The sequence below is a fragment of the Nocardiopsis sp. TRM 82005 genome (genome assembly GCF_056312425.1).
Window position 1 is genome coordinate 53,448 of record NZ_JBWDTQ010000012.1, and the last position, 17,276, is coordinate 70,723.

Here is a 17,276-nt window from a genome sequence, read left to right on the forward strand (position 1 = left end):
CCAGGAGCAGCGAGGGCCCACACCGTCAGCCGGGGCGGTTTGGTCCAACGGACCAGGTCGCGCGGTCTCCGGTCGACGGGGGCGTTGACCCGGGCCGGGACGCGTGAGGCACGCGAGGTCGCCGGGCTTCCTGGTATCGGTGCTCAGCCCCCACCCGCTCAGCCGCCGGAGTCCACCGCCCCGCCCGCCCCCTCCGGCCGGCACCGGTAGCCCAGACCAGGCTCGGTGAGGAATTAGCGCAGCTTGACCACCCGGCGCTCGCGTTGGGTGGGGGTACGCCGGGGTGAGCGGGCCGGGCGGCTGGAGGCGTCGACCATCCCGGCCTGCCCCAGGGCGCGGTAGCGGCTGGCCCACCGATGGGCGGTGGTGACCGCTACCTGGAAGCGTTCGGCGGCCCGTCGCAACGGCCAGCCGTCCTCGACCACGCAGCGGGCCAGGGCCAGGTGCCCTGCGGGCGTGAGTTTGGCGTTGGCATGGGTAATGTGAGCCATCGAGGGCCTTCCGGTGGTCGGTGCAGATCTCGCAATCCACACCGATACCGAAGGCCCTCTTTACGTGTGTCAGGCGGGGCGGGTGTTCCTAACCTCCGTGGTCAGTACAGCTAGTCCTCGGCCCAGACACCCAGTTCGTTGCCGCTGGGGTCGGTGAAGTGGAAGCGGCGCCCGCCCGGGAAGGCGTAGGGGCCCTTCACCACGCGCCCGCCCGCGGCCTCCACGGCCTCGGCGGACCGGTCCAGGTCGGTGGAGTACAGCAGCACGAAGGGGCCGCCCGGCCGCACCTGCTCGCCCAGGGCGAGGCCGCCCACCTCGGGTGCGTCCGCGCTCCGCGGGTTCTGGATCCCCGTGTACTGCGGCCCGTAGTCGTTGAACCGCCATCCGAAGGCCTCGGAGTAGAAGCTCCGCGCCTGGTCCAGGTCGGTGACCGTGAGCTCCAGGTAGTCGATGGCGTGGTGCCTGTGTGATCCCTGTGTCATGCGCCGATCGTCCGCCGCGGGTACGACAATCCGGGTCCGCCCCGACCCGGGGACACCGCCGTTCTGGTTCCGGGCGCTCGCCGGATGCTTCTTGTATCGGTCCACATGGCATCGGGGGTACGTTCCTCCCTCTGGAACAAGAAGAACAACTACTGCCTTTACGGTGTAGATCTACTTCTGGGGTATCGAGGAACGCACGACGGCCGTTGGCATCCGCATGCGACGCCTGCGCGGCCAAGGGACGACCAGGGAAGCCGCCGTGAGGACCGGTCCGCCAGTGGCCGCCAGGGCTCTGAGGGGTGGTGCCGTCGGTGCGTTCGTCGGGGCCCTCTCAGTCGGCGGGATTGGTGAGGCCGTGGAGCGGGGGCCACTCCCGTCGGCGTACGGCCCACGCACCGCAGCCGATCGCGGTAACGCGCTGGAAGCAGTGCGTATCAGAACGCGCTTTCTTCCGACGGGCACAGAGCGGGATCTCCCGAGAAACCAGGAGGGGCGCAAGCTCCGCACGTCACCGCTTCGACGGAACGGCGTTGGTGAGGCTAACCTCACCTCAGGGCGTTTTCCGCCCGTATGTCCAGGTGAGGAAGAAAGAGGTCCCGTGCGTATCGAACAGCCCGGCCGCCGCGCGATGATCCGTACCCGCGTGGTGCGGGCCGAGCGCCTGAGCAAGCACTTCGTCACCGTGACCCTGGGCGGCGCGGAGCTGGCCGACTTCGACTTCCTCGGCCGGGACCAGTTCGTGCGCCTCTTCCTCCCCCGTGAGGGGCAGGGCCGACTGCACATGCCCACGGACGCCGACAAACGGTGGGTGGAGCAGCTCTACGCGATGCCCCCGAGCCGTCAGCCGCACGTGCGCAGCTACTCGATCCGGCGGTTCGACGCCGACGCGCTGGAGATGGACATCGAGTTCGTCGACCACGGGGACGCCGGCCCCGCCTCGGCCTGGGCCTCCCGAGCCGTCTCCGGCGACGAGGTCGGACTGCTCGTCGACGGCGTGTGCTACCTGCCCTCCGAGGGCACCGACTGGCAGCTGCTGGTGGGCGACGAGAGCGCCGTGCCCGCCCTGCTCTCCATCCTCGAACAGGCCCCCGAGGACCTGAGGGGACAGGCGCTTCTGGAAGTGCCCTCCGCCGACGACGTCCGCCCAGTGCGGGCCCCTGCCGGGGTGGAGGTGCGCTGGCTGCCCCGCACCGACCCCCACGCGGTACCCGGACAACTGGCCCTGAGGACCGCGAGCCAGGCCGAACTGCCCAAGGGACGCCCCTACTGCTTCGTGGCCGGAGAGAACGCCCTACCCACCGGACTACGCCGCACCCTGGTACGCGAACACGGCATACCCAAGGACGACATCGCCTTCATCGGCTACTGGCGCCACGGCAGGGCCGCCATGGACTGAGCCGTCCCCGGGCCCGTCGCCCTCCGGCACGGGCCTCCCCTCCTGGAACCGGGACGGACCCGCCGGTCAGCGCACGAGTTCGTCGTCGTCCGGCGCGCCCTGCCAACTGCGCCACAGGAGCGCGTAGCGGCCTCCGGCGGCGACCAGGTCGGCGTGCGCGCCCTGCTCGACGACCCGACCCCGGTCCATGACCACGACCCGGTCGGCCGTTTCGGCCTGGGTCAGCCGGTGCGCCACCACCAGGGTCGTTCGTCCGGCCGTGGCCGCGGCGGCGGCCCGCTCCAGGCGCCGGGCGCCCGAGCTGCCCGCCTCGGCGGTGGCCTCGTCCAGGACGGCCACGTCCGGGTCCGCCAGTACCAGCCGGGCCAGGGCCAGGTGCTGGGCCTGCTCGGCGGTCAGGGCGTACCCGCCCTCGCCGACCACCGTCTCCAGACCGCCGGGCAGGGCGCGCACCCACTCCAGGGCGCCGACCGCCTCCAGAGCGGCCTCCGCCTCGGCCACGGCGGCTCCGGCCCGAGCCAGGCGCAGGTCCTCCATCAGGGTTCCGGCGAACACGTGGGTCTCCTGGCTGATGAGGAAGACGTGTTCGCGCACCCGACGCTCCCCCAGCTCGTCCAGGGGGATCCCGCCCAGGTACACGGTCCCGGAGGTGGGCGTGCGCAGTCCGCTGACCAGGGCGGCCAGGGTGGTCTTGCCCGCGCCGCTGGCCCCGACCAGGGCCACGCGCTCACCCGGGGCGACCTCCAGCGACACCTCCTCCAGGGCGGGCGGGCCGCCGGTGCCATAGGAGTGGGTGACCCTCTCGACCCGCACCGAGGAACCCGCCGGCCCCTCCTCCGCCTCCGGGTCCTCCTCCCCCGGCAGGTCGGCCACCCCTGCCAGGCGGGCCAGGCTCGCACCGGCCGACTGCACCTCGTTGAAGTTCATGACCAGGAATATCATCGGGCCGAACAGGCGGTGGAAGTACAGGGCGGCGGCGGTGACCATGCCGACGGTGGCCAGCTCGCCGCGCACCAGCCAGAACCCGGTCACCAGCACCGCGGTCAGTCCGACGCACTCGGCGCCGTTGAGCCGGGAGCCGAACCGGGTGAACAGCCGGAACACCGCGACCGTGATGTCCATGGCGTCGCGGGACCGGTCGGAGACGCGGCCCTCGTGCTCGTCCTCCAACCGGTAGGCGCGCACGGTGCCCCGCCCGCGCAGGGCGCCCATCATCGCGTGCGAGCGCTCGCCCATGGCGATCCGTTCGCGGGCGTAGTAGGGGCCCGAGCGCGGCAGGTACCAGCGCACCGCCAGCACGTACACCGGCAGGGAGAGCATCCCGGCCAGTCCCAGACGCCAGTCCAGGGCGGTCATGCCCACAGCGGTCAACAGCACGGTGGCCAGGGCCACGACTACGTCGGGGCCGGTGCGGGCGATGCTCGTGGTGACCACGGCGACGTCGTCGCCGACGCGGGAGAGCAGGTCACCGATACGGACCCGTTCCAAGCGGGCGGCGGGCATGCGTAGCACGCGGTCCATGACGCGCTCGCGCAGGCGGGCCAGGACGGTCTCGCCCACCCGGCTGACCAGCCAGCTGCCCACGCCCACCAGCAGACCGCCGAGCGCTCCCGTCACCGCGATCAGGACGGCCGAGAACAGCACGGTCTCCAGTCCCCTGCCCAAGGAGATGTCGTCGACCATCCGGCCCAGCACCCAGGGGGCGACCAGCCCGGCGGCGCTGCCCGCGAGCACGGTGGCCAGGGCCAGCGGAGCGCCCCAGCCGGCGCGGCGTACCCCGTCTTCGAGCACGGCCCAGGTGCGACGGGTCGAGGCGGTGGGGAGCAGCTCGCCGTGCCCGTCCGCGGACGCCTCCACAGACGTGCTCATCGCAGTACCGCCTCTCCGTAGTGCCGGTCCTCTTCGACCAGGCGCGTGTGCGTTCCCGTGCGGTGGACCCGTCCTTCGGCCAGCACCACGACGCGGTCGGCGCGGGCCAGCAGCGCCGGGCTGTTGGCCACGACCAGGGTCGCTCCGGCAGGGACCCGCTCCGCCCGTGCCGCGAGCACGCCCCGGGCGATGGCCTCCTCGGTGACCGCGTCCACGGCGGTGGTGGGGTCGTGCAGCACCAGCACGGGAGGGTCGGCGACCAGGGCGCGGGCCAGGGCCACGCGCTGGCGCTGGCCGCCGGAGAGGTTGGCGGCGCGGTCGGCGACCGGCCGGTCCAGGCCGTCGGGGTGACCGCTGACCAGGTCCTCGGCGGCGGCCGCCCGCAGGGCGCGCAGGAGCCGGTCCTCGTCCGCCCCGGCCCCGCTGGCCAGGTTGGAGCCCAGGGTGCCCTCGAACAGGGTCGCGCCGTGCTCCTCCACCAGGACCGTGCCGCGCAGGGCGTCCAGGCTGAGCTCGTGCAAGGGGGTGCCGCCCACCGTGAGCGCGCCCTGTGCCAGCTCGGGGCCGGCCCGGCCCGAGAGCAGCTCCAGCAGTGCCTCGGCGTCGCGGGGATCGGTGGTGAGGACGCCCACCAGCTCGCCCGGGGCGAGTTCGAGGTCCACGTCGCGCAGAGTGCGGTAGCCGACCCCGGACAGGGCTACGACCGGTTCGCCCTCGCAGACGCGGTCGCCGGGGGTGACGGCGTCGGGCGCGTTGAGCAGGCGCACCAGCCGCTGGGCGGAGGCACGGGCGGTGGCGAACAGCTGACCGACCATGCCCAGGCCCTGGACGGGTTCGGCCAGGAACTGGGCCAGGCCGATGACGATGACGAGCTCGCCGACGCTGATGCGGCCGTTGAGCGCCATCCACCCGGCCGTGCCCGCCACGCAGGCGAGGAAGACGGCGCTGGCGGCGGTGACCAGGCCCCGGTAGAGGCCGTTGCTGGCGGCGGCGCCGACCGAGGCCTCCAGGGCACGGTCGCTGGCCGCGCGGTAGCGGGCGGCGGCGTTGTGCCGCGCGCCGATGCCCATCAGGACGCGCAGCCCGCTGACCAGGTCGGTGGCCAGAGCCGTGGCCCCGGCGGCGGTTGCCTGCTTGGCCTCGCTGCGCCGGGTGATGCGGGCGGCGGGAAAGCGCAACAGGAGCATGAGCAGGGGGACGCCGACGAGCACGCCGATGCCGAGGGGGACGTCGACGGCCAGCAGGGCGACGGTGGCGACGGCGATGGCGACCACGACGGCGATGGCCGCGGACCAGGCGCGCACGTACTGGGCGGCCTGTTCGGCGTCGGAGGTGGCCACTGACAACACCTCGCCCGCGCGCAGGCCGCTGCGCTCACCGCGCGGATCCAGGGCGCGGCGGGCCGCCTCCACGCGCAGCAGGTGGGCCTCGTTCTCCATGGCGCGCAGGGAGAAGCGCGAACCGGTGCGGTAGGCCAGGGCAAGGACGGTGAAGAGCACCGCCATGCCCGCGACGCACACCGTCAGGGCGCGCACGTCGCCGGGGACGACGGCCCAGTCGATGGTCAGGCCGATGGCGACGGGGACGAGGGCCTCGGCGACCTGGTGCAGGGAGAGCAGGACCACGCCGAGGGAGACGTGAGCGCGGTTGCGCCGCAGGGTGCGTCCGCGCAGAGCGCGCACGCTGTCGGGGACGGCCGGGGCGGCCGCGGCCGGTCGGGGCTTCCCTGTGGAGGGGGTGCCGGTGGCGGCGCTCACGCGGCGCGTCCCCTCGGCGCGGAGCGCTCTGCCTCATGCAGACGTGTACTCATCCGATGTTCTCTCCTACCGTGTCGTGCCCCGGGCCAGGCTAGCTGGGGCCGGCGGAGGTTCCCCCACCCGGGCTTGCACACGTCACACTGACCTTGGTTAGGCTAACCTTTCCAGGCCTGGTGGCGAACACCGCCTCCGGGGACCGCGGGACCAGCAGACCAGGACCGACCGAAGGAGCCGCCGCCTTGCGCATCAAGCACCCGAGCCACCGCACCATGATCCGGGCCAGGGTGGCGCGCACCGAGCGCACCACCGACCACTTCCTCACGGTGACGCTCACCGGTGCGGAGCTGGCCGAGTTCGAGTTCCTGGGCCGGGACCAGTGCACGAGGATCTTCTTCGCCAGGCCGGGCCAGGACAGGCTGCACATGCCCGCCGCCACCGAGGACGACGGGTGGGTGGCCGAGTTCCGCGCCATGCCCGACGACCTGCGCCCGCATGTGCGCAACTACACCGTCCGCCGCTTCGACCCAGAGACACCGGAGATGGACATCGAGTTCGTCGCGCACGGGGACGCCGGCCCCGCCTCGGTGTGGGCGTTGGGCGCCCGTGAGGGCGACGAGCTGGGGCTGTATCCGGAGGGGGCCTATTACACGCCGCCGGAGGGCACCGACTGGCAGCTGCTGGTGGGCGACGAGAGCGCCGTGCCCGCCCTGCTCTCCATCCTCGAACAGGCCCCCGAGGACCTGAGGGGACAGGCGCTTCTGGAAGTGCCCTCCGCCGACGACGTCCGCCCGGTGCGGGCCCCTGCCGGGGTGGAGGTGCGCTGGCTGCCCCGCACCGACCCCCACGCGGTACCCGGACAACTGGCCCTGAGGACCGCGAGCCAGGCCGAACTGCCCAAGGGACGCCCCTACTGCTTCGTGGCCGGAGAGAACGCCCTACCCACCGGACTACGCCGCACCCTGGTACGCGAACACGGCATACCCAAGGACGACATCGCCTTCATCGGCTACTGGCGCCACGGCGTGGAGGCCTACCCGTAGGAACGCGGCGGCGCGACCGCACTCCTGCGCCCCGGCCGCCCACTTCGCGCACGCGTGACCCTTGCCACTCCACATTTCCTCGCAGGTCACCGCCTACCGGCGAAGAAGTGCCATGAATATCCGCAAGCGGGCGCTCTGGAAGCACCCGCACCACCTCCGCCCGGGCTTGCACAACTCCGCCGACTCCCCCACTATGGCTCTTGCTTAGGCAAGGCTAAGCTCATCACCCCGACCGAATGAGGCCCCATGAACCGCGGTCCGCTGACCCGCGGCGGCTCGATCGCCGCCGGTGCGCTGTCCCTCCTGCTGCTCGCCGCCTGCGGCGGCCAGACCACCGACTCCGGACAGGGCGGTTCGGACGGCGAGACCGCCGCGGGCTTCCCGGTCACCGTCGAGACCCTGTACGGCGACGTGGAGATCCAGGACAGGCCCGTCAACGTCGCCGCCCTGGGCTGGTCCGACGCCGAGACCGCGCTCGCGCTGGGCGTGCAGCCGGTCGGTGTGGCCGACTGGCAGGGCTACGGCGGCACGGGCGTGGGCCCCTGGGCCGCCGACCTGCTCGATGAGGAGCCGGTCAAGCTCGGCACCATGGAACCGAACCTGGAGGCGACCGCCTCCCTGGAGCCCGACGTCATCCTCGACACCCGCTCCGACAACAGCCAGGAGCGCCACGACCTGCTGTCTCCGGTGGCCCCGGTGGTCGGCCCGCCGCCCGGTGTGGAGGTCACCTACGGCACCACCTGGCAGGAGCAGACCCGCCAGGTCGCCCAGGTGCTCGGCGAGGAGGAGCGGGGCGGGGAGGTCATCGGGGAGCTGGAGGACCGCTTCGCCCGGATCAGCGCGGACAACCCCGAGTTCGCGGACACGACCATCGCGGTCGGCGCGTACTACGACGGCCAGTACGGCGCCTACGTCCCCGGCGACTCACGGGTGGACCTGCTCCAGGACCTCGGGTTCCAGTACAAGTCCGAGGTCGTGGACATGGCCGACGGCGCGTTCTACGCGGACCTGAGCCCGGAAATGGTCGAGGTCCTGGACGCGGACCTGACCGTCGTCTTCCCCATCGGCGGCACCGCGGAGTTCCTGCACGAGGACCCGGTCCTACAGAGCGTCCCCTCCGCCGAGGACGGCCGCATGATCATCCTGGACGACACGGAGCTGGCCAACGCCTTCTCCAGCGGCTCGGCCCTGGGCACCTCCTACGCGCTGGACGGGATCGTCCCGCTGATCCAGGAGGCCCTGGAGAACTGAGGCCTCGGACGGAGGACGGGCCCCGTGGAGCGCCTGCTCCGCGGGGCCCGCGCCGTTTCCCGGGCGGCGGCCTCGCCCGTATCCACGAGGACCCGGCCCGGTGAACGCTTTCCTTCCCCCGGCGGCCCGCCTCCGGGACGGTCAGGGGCGAAAGAGCACCTTGAACACGCCGTCCTCCTTCTTCTGGAACTTCTCGTAGGCGTGCGGCGCCTCGTCCAGGGACAGGTGGTGGGTGGCGAAGTCCTCCACACCCAAGCGGTCGGCGTCGTCCAGCAGCGGCAGGATCTCCGGCGCCCAGTGGCGCACGTTGGCCTGCCCCATCCGCAGCTGGATCTGCTTGTCGAAGAGCGTCAGCATCGGCATCGGGTCGGCCATGCCCCCGTAGACACCGATCAGCGACACGGTCCCGCCGCGCCGCACCATGTCGATGGCGGTCTGTAGGGCGGTCAACCGGTCCACACCCGCCGTCTCCATCATCTTGGCCGCGGTGCCCTTGGGCAAGAACGAGGCCAGCCGCTGGGCGAACTTGGCCGAACCGTGCCCCGACGCCTCCATCCCGACCGCGTCGATGACCGCGTCCGGGCCGCGTCCCTCAGTACGGTCGCGGATCTCCTGGACCAGGTCGTCGGTGCCCTCGGAGGAGTCGAAGACCTCCGCTCCGCGGGAGGCGGCACGCGCGCGCCGCTCGGGCACCGGATCCACGCCGAACACCTGTTCCGCGCCCAGGTGCCGGGCGACCCGACAGCACATGTCACCGATCGGACCCAGGCCCAGCACCGCCACCGACCCGCCCTTGGGCACGTCGGCGTAGCGAACGGCCTGCCAGGCGGTCGGCAGCACGTCGGAGAGGTACACGTAGCGGTCGTCGGGCCCCTCGGGGGGGACGGGGATCGCGGTGTTGTCGGCGCGCGGGACCCGCAGGTACTCGGCCTGCCCGCCGGGCACCGAGCCGTAGAGCTTGCTGTAGCCGAAGAGTGCCGCACCCATGTCCTGATCCTTCACCTGGGTGTTCTCGCACTGGCTCTGTAGTCCGCTCCGGCACATGACGCACTCGCCACAGGAGATCTGGAAGGGGACGACGACCCGCTGGCCGGGGACGAGGGAGGTCACGCCGCTGCCGACCTCCTCGACCACGCCCATGGGTTCGTGCCCGAGTACGTCTCCCGGGTTCATGAAGGGGCCGAGCACCTCGTACAGGTGCAGGTCCGATCCGCACAGGCCCGAGCTGGTGACCCGGATGACCGCGTCCCCGGGTTCCTCGATTCGGGGGTCGGGGACGTTCACGGTGTTGACGTCCCTCGTACCGTTCCACACCACTGCCCTCATGATTCCCCCTGATGTCACGCTGGTCATGGTCGGCCGTGTCCAGCCCCTGGGAGCGCGCTGCCCTCCGGGGCCGCTTTCGCCCACTACCCCGGCCGCATCGCGAAAAACGAGCCCGCGGCTCCCGGGCAAGAACGGCCGGGTTTGGCTACGGTGGGTATCGGGCATCCACTGTCCGCCCCGGTCCCGCGTCACGGCGGTCGTCCGCGGAGCACCTGGTCGGCCCCGGCTGTCAGGCAAGCCGACCGCGTGACCGGACTCGCCGCCGCCCCGTGCCGAGGAGGCCCCATGGCCGCGAGGATCACCGCCCGTACCCTGCTGGCGGTCGTGGTGGCCCTGCTGCTCATGTGCGGATGCGCCTCCCCCGCTGAGGATCCCGAACTGGAGGAGCGCTCCTTCATGCCGGGGTCGGACCAGCTCACGATCATGGTGGACAACGGCGACCTGGAGGTGACCCCCACGCAGAAGAACGAGATCCAGGTGAAGCGCTGGGTGTCGGACCGGTCCGTCATCGGCAGACCCGGTGCCACCTGGGGGCTCAACGGGGAAACCCTGTCACTGCTGTTCAAGTGCGGCCAGGGGGAGGAATGCCACGTCCGCTACGAGGTACTCGTCCCCGAGGGCATCTCGCTGACCGTCGATGGCGGCGACGGCAGTGTCGAGGCCACCGCGTTCGGAAAACCGCTGGCGGTCAGCACCGTCGAGGGGTCGGTGAACGTGCAGAGGGTCTCCGGTCCCCTCATCATGAGCAGTGAGGAGGGGGACCTGCGCGCCGGCGGGGTGCGCTCGCCCAGCCTGAGGGCCAGTACCGGGAACGGAAGGATCGACGTGTCCTTCATCAGTGCTCCCGACGACGTCTGGGTGACCACGGAGCAGGGGTCCGCGACGCTGGAACTGCCCGAGGCCGCCTACGACGTGGACGCCTCCGGCAGCGGTGAGGTCGTCACCGATGTGGACACGGACGGCGACAGCCCGCACAAGGTCTACGCCCGGGCCGACGGCGGCCGTGTCCGTTTGCTCCCCGCCGACTGAGTGGCGCCCCATGGGCGCGCTGCCTCGCGCGGCGGCAGGCGTCGTGGCCGTCCGAACGCCTGGCACAGCCGGACCCGGTCAGTGGGCGGTGCGGCGCAGACGTACGCGGTAGGAGTAGTGCTCGGGCAGGAAGTAGCTGGTGGCCAGCTCCACGGGGGTTCCGGCCACGTCCAGGTAGGTGCGGTCCACCCGCAGCAGCGGGCGCCCGGGCTCACAGCCCAGGTCGCGGGCCACGTCCCCGGTGGCGCCGAAGGCGGTGATGCTCTGCTCGGCCTCGGCGATGGGATGCTCCAGACGCGGGTCCAGCAGGCCGATGACGGTGACCGCGCTGGTGCGCCCCTCCTCGGTCAGGTCGGGGACGTCGCCGAGCAGGGCTCCCACCGCCGGGGGCAGGTGCACCGTCGTCACGCAGAACGGCTGTCCGCCGTGCTCGCGGACGAACTCCACCGTGTGGACGGCGTCGGAGTCCAGGCGCAGCCGCCCGGCACTGTCGATGTCCACGCGTCGGCGCAGCGGTCGCAGCACCCGCATGCGGGTGTCCTCGGACAGGGCCATGAGGTCGTCGATGGACCCGAACTGGCGCAGGTAACGGCCACCCTCGCGTGCGGGGAAGGTCCCCCTGCCCCGGACCCGGTGCACCAGACCCTCGGCGACCAGGTCCTGGAAGGCCCGCCGGACGGTCTGACGGCTGACCCCGTGCCGGCGGGCGAGTTCGGCCTCGGTGGGCAGGGGGGAGGCGTCCTCGGCGTCACGCCGCAGGACGGTCGCGCGCAGTTCCCGCGCGACCACCTGGTAGGCCGACTGCCCGTTGCTGACCGTCATCCGCCCCGACCCCTGCTTCCCGTGTGCCTTTCCCCCATTGTCCCCGCTGCGCGGAGGACCGTGGTCGGGCGGGACGCGGTCAGTCGGCGCCGTGCCGTTCCACCAGCTGGCGGACGATGACGTCGCGCTGGATCTCGTTGGTGCCCTCCCCCACGATCATCAGCGGCGCGTCGCGGAAGTAGCGCTCGACGTCGAACTCGGTCGAGTAGCCGTACCCGCCGTGGACGCGTACCGCGTTGAGGGCGACCTCCATGGCGGTCTCGGAGGCGACGAGCTTGGCCATCCCGGCCTCCATGTCACAGCGCAGACCGCCCTCGTGGCGGCGCGCCGCGTACAGGGTGAGCTGGCGTGCCGCCTCCAGCCCGGCGGCGCCGTCGGCGAGGTAGTTGCCCACGGCCTGGTGCTTCCAGATGGGTCTGCCGAAGGACTCGCGCTGCTGGGCGTAGCGCAGGGAGTCCTCCAGGGCGGCCCGGCCGACGCCGAGAGCACGGGCCGCCACCTGGAGCCGCCCGGTCTCCAGTCCCTTCATCATCTGCCGGAAGCCCTGTCCCTCCTTTCCTCCGAGGAGCGCGTCGGGACCGGTGCGGTGGTCGGTGAAGGACAGTTCGCAGCTCTCCACCCCCTTGTAGCCGAGCTTGGGAAGGTCACGGGAGACGGTCAGGCCGGGACCGTGCTCGACCAGGAGGATCGACATGCCGCTGTGGCGGGGCCGGGCCTCGGGGTCGGTCTTGCACAACAGCGCGATGAGTCCGGAGCGGCGGGAGTTGGTGATCCACGTCTTGGTGCCGTTGACGACGTAGCCGTCCCCGTCACGACGGGCGACGGTGGTCATGGCCTGCAGGTCGGAACCGCCCCCGGGCTCGGTCAGGGCCATGGTGGCGCGCAGCTCGCCGGTGGCCATCCGCGGCAGGTAGTGCTCGCGCTGGTCGTCGGTACCGAACTCGGTGAGGAGCTTGGCGACGACGGTGTGCCCGCCCATGGCCCCGGCCAGGCTCATCCATCCTCGCGCGAGTTCCTCGGTGACATGGACGTAGCAGGGCATGGACACGGGTGTGCCGCCGAACTCCTCGGGGACGGCCAGGCCGTAGACGCCCAGCTCCTTCATCCGCTCGATGAGCTCTGCCGGGTAGGTGTCGGCGTGTTCGAGTTCGCGGGCCACGGGGCGCACCTCGTTGTCGACGAAGTCGGCGACGGTGTCCACCACGAGCTGTTCGTCGGGGTCGAGTTCGTTCACGGTGTGCCTCTCAGATGGTGCCTTCGGCGCGCAGGCGCGCGATGGTGTCGTCGTCGTATCCGATGCCGTTCAGGACGGCGTCGGTGTGTTCACCCAGCGCGGGGACCGGGTCCATGCGCGGTTCGACACCGCCCAGGGAGGCCGGGGGCAGCAGGGCGCGGGTCCGGCCGCCGGGAACGTCCACGTCCCGCCAGCGTTCGCGCCCCTCCAGGGAGGGGTGTTCGTTGAACTCGCCGACGGAGTTGAGGCGGGCGTTGGCGATGGAGGCGGCGTCCAACAGGGTGGTGGCCTCGTCGGCGGTCAGGCGCGCGAAGCGTTCGCGGATCAGGGCGTTGAGCTCGTCGCGGTGGGCCACGCGGGCGGAGTTGCGCTCGAAGCGGGGATCGTCGGTGAGTTCGGGGCGCTTGAGGAACCGGCCGCACAGGGACGCCCACTCGCGTTCGTTCTGGACGGCGATGAGGACCGTGCCGCCGTCGGCGCAGTCGAAGGGGCCGTAGGGGGCGATGGTGGCGTGTTCGGCGCCGACCCTGCCCGGGGCCGCTCTCCCGTGGCGGGTGTAGAGGGAAGGCGCGGACATCCACTCGGCGAGGGCCTCGAAGAGGGCGACCTCCACGGGGGGCGCGGTCCCGGTGGTGGCGCGGGTGTAGAGGGAGGCGAGGATGCCGGAGTAGGCGTACATGCCCGCGGCGACGTCGGCCACGGAGACACCGACCTTGGCCGGGGTGTCGGGGGTACCGGTGACGGCCATGAGCCCGGCCTCGGCCTGGACGAGGGCGTCGTAGGCCTTGCGGTCCGCCCAAGGCCCGTCGTTGCCGTAGCCGGAGAGGTCGCAGCACACCAGCCCGGGATGGCGGACGGTGAGGGCGGGGGCGCCCAGGCCCAGGCGTGCGGCCGCGCCGGGGGCGAGGTTCTGCACGAAGACGTCGGCGTCCTCCAGCAGCCGGTGCAGGATCCGTGCGCCCTCCTCGGCCTTGAGGTCGAGTGTGAGGGACTCCTTGGAGCGGTTGAGCCAGACGAAGTAGCTGGCCTGGCCGTGGACCACCTCGTCGTAGCGGCGGGCGAAGTCTCCGGTACCTGGGCGCTCGACCTTGATGACGCGCGCGCCCAGGTCGGCGAGCTGGCGGGTGGCGAAGGGGGCGGCGACGGCCTGTTCGAGGCTGACGACGGTGACGCCGTCCAGCGGTCGGTGGTTCACGGGTCCTCCGGGAGGTGGGCGCGGAGCAGGTCGGCCGCCGTGTCCCAGGCGGTCTCCTTCAGCAGGCCGGGGACGTCGGGGCCGCAGTCGGCGAACTTGGCGGCGAGCTCGGCGTCGGTGGCGGGGCGTTCCGGCGCGCCCGCGGGCAGGTCGAGGGTGCGGGTGTGGGACGCGCCGTCGACGGTGTGCACGTGGACGGTCGTGGAGCCGTCGAGCAGGCCCCCGCCCCCGTCGGTGGTGCGGACGGTGACCGCGCCTGCCAGGCGTTCGGCCTCGGGGCGGCGGACCGCGTCGTCGGTGAAGGAGGCGAAGCCGGGGTGGCCGTCCAGGAGGGCGGCGGCGACGGCGTACTCCAGGCTGAACTTGGCCTGGAGGCCGGTGGTGGGGCGGTGGTGGATGAGCGGGTGCAGGGTGGCCTCGGGTGCCTCGACCACGACCTTCTCCACCCTTGCCGGGTCCAGCTCGGGCGGCCCGGGCAGGTTCCGAACGGTCTCGATGGGGCGCTGCATGGCGTAGCAGCAGGGGTGGATCTTGGTGGCCAGGCCTCCGGGAACAGCCTCGCCCGAAACCGGGAGGGCCTGTGGTTCCAGGGCCGCGGCGTCCCCTCCCACCAGGGAGAACCACTGGTCGAGGGCGCTGGGGTCGGCCTCGGCTCCGGCGGCGGCCAGGCGGGCGGCACGGACGCCGGCGTGTGTGGCGAAGCCGACCTGCAGGGACTTGGCGTCGGTGCCGAAGGCCCGCTGTACGCCTCCGGCGGCGGGGACGGCGAGGGCCATGGCGGTGGCCGTCCGCCGGGGGGAGAGCCCGAGGGCGACGGCGGCCCCCGCCGCGGCCGCGGGGGCTCCGGCGGTGCATGTGGCGTGCCAGCCACTGGTGTAGTGCCGCCAGCCCAGGGCGGCGCCCAGACGGGCCATGACCCCGGCGGCGGCCAGGTAGGCGCGTTCACCGCCACCGACGGCGAGGGCCGCGGGCACGCACACGACGCTGATGTGCGCGGTGGAGGGAAGGTGCAGGTCGTCGAAGTCGAGTACGTGGCCGACCGCCGCCCAGCGGGCCTCCTCGGGCAGGCCCCGGGTGAGGCGGAGGAGGCCGTGGTCACGGGCGGCGAGGGTGACGGCGAGTGTGTCGTGCAGCGAGCGACGTGCCAGGGCGTGGTCGGTGTCGGTGGGCATGAGCTCGTGCGCCCACTCGGCGAGGGTACGGGCGAGGGCCATGTCGGCTCCTCTCTGCGGGTTGATTTGTACGGCCATTTTTTACACAGTCGCTTTTCGGTGTCAACGGCATAAGGAAGCGAATTTCCTCAAGGCTGTTGACAGCACCAGGGATGCGTTGGCAGATTGTCTGCCAAATGGCCGTACATATTGAGGTGAGTGGTGTGGACAAGGATTCCATGGCCGGGGTGCGCACCGCGCTGAGCGTGCCCTGCTCCAGCGAGCGCAGGCCCGCCAAGGCCGCCGGGTTGGAGGTCGACGAGGTCGTCCTGGACCTGGAGGACGCCGTACCCGTGGCCCGCAAGGACGCCGGGCGCGCCATCGCCGAGCACTACCTGCGCCACCTGGCGCGCGGCCGGACCGCCGTCCGGGTCAACGCGGTGGGCACGCCCTGGTGTCACCAGGACCTTCTGATGTGCGCGGCCAGCCGACGGCCGGGGCTGACCGTGGTCGTGCCCAAGGTGGAGGACGCGGGCGACCTCGCCTTCGTCGACCGCCTGCTGACCGGCGCAGAGGCGGCGCTGGGTCCGGGACCGCGGATCGGTGTCCAGGCACTGGTCGAGACGGCAGCCGGGATCGCCGCCCTCCCCGAGACCACCGCCGCGTCGTCCCGCCTGGAGGCGCTGGTCATCGGATACGCCGACCTGGCCGCCTCGCTGGGCCGCGCCCAGGGGCTGCACCCCCAGCGCTGGACCGCCGTGCAGGACGCGGTGATCGTCGCCGCGCGCGCGGCCGGGCTGCGGGCGGTCGACGGGCCCTACGTGGGCACCGCCGACGACGAGGCCTTCCGGGCCTCGGTCCGGCATGCCCGGGAGGCCGGGTTCGACGGGACGTGGGTGATCCACCCCGACCAGATCGCGACCGCCACGCGCATGCTCACCCCGCTGGACGCGGAGGTCCGGCACGCGGCCGCGGTACTCGACCAGCTGGAACATGCCGAGAAGGACGGTGAGGGAGCCGCGTCGGTGGACGGTCGGATGGTCGACGCCGCCATGGCGCTGGACGCCCGCCGCGTCCTGGCCCGCGCCGACCGAGAGAAGGCCTGAGTCCGGGGCCGCGAGACCCTACGGGCAGGGGCGCAGCGCCCGCTCGCCCGAGACCCCGTCGCCGCGCGCCCGCGCGGCGCCTCCAGGAAGGCAGGACAGTGTGAGCATCCCGTTCCCCGCCGCCGGTGACGGCCCGTACTTCGAGGACCTGGCCGTCGGCGACGTGTTCGACACCTCACCTCCGATGACGCTCACCGACGGCCACGCCGCCGTCCACCAGTCGATCCTCGGCGACCGGCTGCGGCTGCCTCTGGACGCGGCGCTGAGCCGTGAGGTGACGGGCACGCGCACGGTGCACCCGGCGCTGGTGTGGGACGTGGCGATCGGCCACTCCACGCTGGTGACCCGGCGGGTGGTCGCCAACCTGTTCTACCGGGGACTGGTGCTGCGCCGCTCCCCGGCGGTGGGCGAAACCCTGTCCACGTCCACCCGGGTGGTGGCGCTCAAGCAGAACCGGGCACGGCCGGGCCGTACTCCCTCCGGCCTGGCGGGACTGCGGGTGACCACCCGCGACCAGGAGAACCGACCGGTCCTGGACTTCTGGCGGTGCGCGATGATCCCGCTGCGCGATCCCGAGGCCGCCACGGGCCGTACCGACGACATGGCCGCACTGGGGCACGCGCCCTCCGCCGACGACTTCACACTCGCCGTGCACGGCTGGGATCCCGCCCCGCTCGCGCGGATGCGCGGCACGGGCCCGGTCCCCGACCCGGGCGCCGGTCCACACCCGGTTCCCGGCGGCGACGTGGTCTCCGGCGCGACCGAACTCGACCGGCTCACGCTCAACACCGCCTTCGCCCACCACGACGTGACCGCCACCGGCGACCGCCGCCTGGTCTACGGCGGCCACACGGTGGGGCTGGCGCTGTCCCAGGCGGTCCGGGCCTTCCCCGAGATCGTGACGGTGACCGGCTGGCACGGGTGCGACCACGTGGGACCGGTGTACGAGGGCGACACCCTGCACAGCACGGTCGAGACCGAGCGGGTCACCGAGCGGGGGTCCCTGCGCCTGGCGCACCTGCGGTCCCGGGTGGTCGCGCGCGAGGACGCGGAGGCGTCCCCGCGCGAGGTGCTCGACTGGCGCTTCGCGGCCCTGCTGGCCTGAGCTCGGGCCGGATGGGCGCGTG

General features: G+C 72.5%; 14 protein-coding genes and 1 pseudogene. 6 read left to right on the forward strand and 9 right to left on the reverse strand.

Going from position 1 to position 17,276, the window contains the following annotated elements:
* Positions 1 to 236: 236 nt before the first annotated feature.
* Positions 237 to 482, reverse strand: a pseudogene (locus AC0T5L_RS09510) (leucine zipper domain-containing protein); the annotation flags it as partial.
* 119 nt (positions 483 to 601) lie between these two features.
* Positions 602 to 973 carry a VOC family protein gene (locus AC0T5L_RS09515; protein ID WP_476165035.1) on the reverse strand — a complete coding sequence of 124 codons (372 nt, stop codon included), beginning with the start codon at positions 971 to 973 and terminating at the stop codon, positions 602 to 604.
* Between the two features lie 598 nt (positions 974 to 1,571).
* Between AC0T5L_RS09515 and AC0T5L_RS09520 the strand changes: the two genes are divergently transcribed.
* Positions 1,572 to 2,369: a siderophore-interacting protein gene (locus AC0T5L_RS09520; RefSeq protein WP_476165036.1), complete on the forward strand. Its 798-nt coding sequence runs from the start codon at positions 1,572 to 1,574 to the stop codon at positions 2,367 to 2,369.
* A 66-nt stretch (positions 2,370 to 2,435) separates the two neighbouring features.
* On the opposite strand, the gene AC0T5L_RS09525 is transcribed toward AC0T5L_RS09520, so the two are convergent.
* Together AC0T5L_RS09525 and AC0T5L_RS09530 are read right to left on the reverse strand one after the other, a co-directional pair.
* The gene (locus AC0T5L_RS09525; RefSeq protein WP_476165037.1) at positions 2,436 to 4,238 is read right to left on the reverse strand and encodes an ABC transporter ATP-binding protein; all 1,803 of its coding nucleotides are present in this window, start codon (positions 4,236 to 4,238) and stop codon (positions 2,436 to 2,438) included.
* A complete protein-coding gene (locus AC0T5L_RS09530; RefSeq protein WP_476165038.1) occupies positions 4,235 to 5,995 on the reverse strand; it encodes an ABC transporter ATP-binding protein in 1,761 nt (586 codons plus the stop codon). The genes AC0T5L_RS09525 and AC0T5L_RS09530 overlap by 4 nt, the downstream gene beginning before the upstream one ends.
* 269 nt (positions 5,996 to 6,264) lie before the next feature.
* Between AC0T5L_RS09530 and AC0T5L_RS09535 the strand changes: the two genes are divergently transcribed.
* Positions 6,265 to 7,035, forward strand: a complete 771-nt coding sequence (locus AC0T5L_RS09535) for a siderophore-interacting protein (RefSeq protein WP_476165161.1) — start codon at positions 6,265 to 6,267, stop codon at positions 7,033 to 7,035.
* 246 nt (positions 7,036 to 7,281) lie between these two features.
* On the forward strand, positions 7,282 to 8,286 hold the full coding sequence (locus AC0T5L_RS09540; protein WP_476165039.1) for an iron-siderophore ABC transporter substrate-binding protein: 1,005 nt from the start codon (positions 7,282 to 7,284) through the stop codon (positions 8,284 to 8,286).
* Between the two features lie 141 nt (positions 8,287 to 8,427).
* Here AC0T5L_RS09540 and AC0T5L_RS09545 read toward each other — a convergent pair whose 3' ends face one another.
* Complete coding sequence (locus AC0T5L_RS09545; RefSeq protein ID WP_476165040.1) at positions 8,428 to 9,612, reverse strand: alcohol dehydrogenase catalytic domain-containing protein; 1,185 nt, start codon at positions 9,610 to 9,612, stop codon at positions 8,428 to 8,430.
* A 285-nt stretch (positions 9,613 to 9,897) separates the two neighbouring features.
* Here AC0T5L_RS09545 and AC0T5L_RS09550 point away from each other — a divergent pair, with 285 nt between their 5' ends.
* Positions 9,898 to 10,641, forward strand: coding sequence for a DUF4097 family beta strand repeat-containing protein (locus AC0T5L_RS09550; protein WP_476165041.1), 744 nt, complete (start codon positions 9,898 to 9,900; stop codon positions 10,639 to 10,641).
* A 78-nt stretch (positions 10,642 to 10,719) separates the two neighbouring features.
* Here AC0T5L_RS09550 and AC0T5L_RS09555 read toward each other — a convergent pair whose 3' ends face one another.
* The 4 genes from AC0T5L_RS09555 to AC0T5L_RS09570 form a co-directional block, all read right to left on the reverse strand.
* Positions 10,720 to 11,463, reverse strand: coding sequence for a GntR family transcriptional regulator (locus tag AC0T5L_RS09555; protein ID WP_476165042.1), 744 nt, complete (start codon positions 11,461 to 11,463; stop codon positions 10,720 to 10,722).
* Between the two features lie 79 nt (positions 11,464 to 11,542).
* A complete protein-coding gene (locus tag AC0T5L_RS09560; protein WP_476165043.1) occupies positions 11,543 to 12,697 on the reverse strand; it encodes an acyl-CoA dehydrogenase family protein in 1,155 nt (384 codons plus the stop codon).
* A gap of 10 nt (positions 12,698 to 12,707) precedes the next feature.
* Positions 12,708 to 13,892: a CaiB/BaiF CoA transferase family protein gene (locus tag AC0T5L_RS09565; protein ID WP_476165044.1), complete on the reverse strand. Its 1,185-nt coding sequence runs from the start codon at positions 13,890 to 13,892 to the stop codon at positions 12,708 to 12,710.
* Positions 13,889 to 15,106: an MmgE/PrpD family protein gene (locus AC0T5L_RS09570; RefSeq protein ID WP_476165045.1), complete on the reverse strand. Its 1,218-nt coding sequence runs from the start codon at positions 15,104 to 15,106 to the stop codon at positions 13,889 to 13,891. The genes AC0T5L_RS09565 and AC0T5L_RS09570 overlap by 4 nt, the downstream gene beginning before the upstream one ends.
* A 161-nt stretch (positions 15,107 to 15,267) precedes the next feature.
* Between AC0T5L_RS09570 and AC0T5L_RS09575 the strand changes: the two genes are divergently transcribed.
* Complete coding sequence (locus tag AC0T5L_RS09575) at positions 15,268 to 16,149, forward strand: HpcH/HpaI aldolase/citrate lyase family protein (RefSeq protein WP_476165046.1); 882 nt, start codon at positions 15,268 to 15,270, stop codon at positions 16,147 to 16,149.
* Positions 16,150 to 16,249: 100 nt separating this feature from the next.
* Positions 16,250 to 17,254, forward strand: a complete 1,005-nt coding sequence (locus tag AC0T5L_RS09580) for a MaoC family dehydratase (protein ID WP_476165047.1) — start codon at positions 16,250 to 16,252, stop codon at positions 17,252 to 17,254.
* The last annotated feature ends 22 nt before the right edge of the window (positions 17,255 to 17,276 follow it).

Bases quoted from the DNA above. Each gene is read 5' to 3' on its own strand.
- AC0T5L_RS09515 (WP_476165035.1), bottom strand. From the start codon at position 973: ATGACACAGGGATCACACAGGCACCACGCCATCGACTACCTGGAGCTC.
- AC0T5L_RS09525 (WP_476165037.1), bottom strand. From the start codon at position 4,238: ATGAGCACGTCTGTGGAGGCGTCCGCGGACGGGCACGGCGAGCTGCTC.
- AC0T5L_RS09535 (WP_476165161.1), top strand. From the start codon at position 6,265: ATGATCCGGGCCAGGGTGGCGCGCACCGAGCGCACCACCGACCACTTC.
- AC0T5L_RS09540 (WP_476165039.1), top strand. From the start codon at position 7,282: ATGAACCGCGGTCCGCTGACCCGCGGCGGCTCGATCGCCGCCGGTGCG.
- AC0T5L_RS09545 (WP_476165040.1), bottom strand. From the start codon at position 9,612: ATGAGGGCAGTGGTGTGGAACGGTACGAGGGACGTCAACACCGTGAAC.
- AC0T5L_RS09550 (WP_476165041.1), top strand. From the start codon at position 9,898: ATGGCCGCGAGGATCACCGCCCGTACCCTGCTGGCGGTCGTGGTGGCC.
- AC0T5L_RS09555 (WP_476165042.1), bottom strand. From the start codon at position 11,463: ATGACGGTCAGCAACGGGCAGTCGGCCTACCAGGTGGTCGCGCGGGAA.
- AC0T5L_RS09570 (WP_476165045.1), bottom strand. From the start codon at position 15,106: ATGGCCCTCGCCCGTACCCTCGCCGAGTGGGCGCACGAGCTCATGCCC.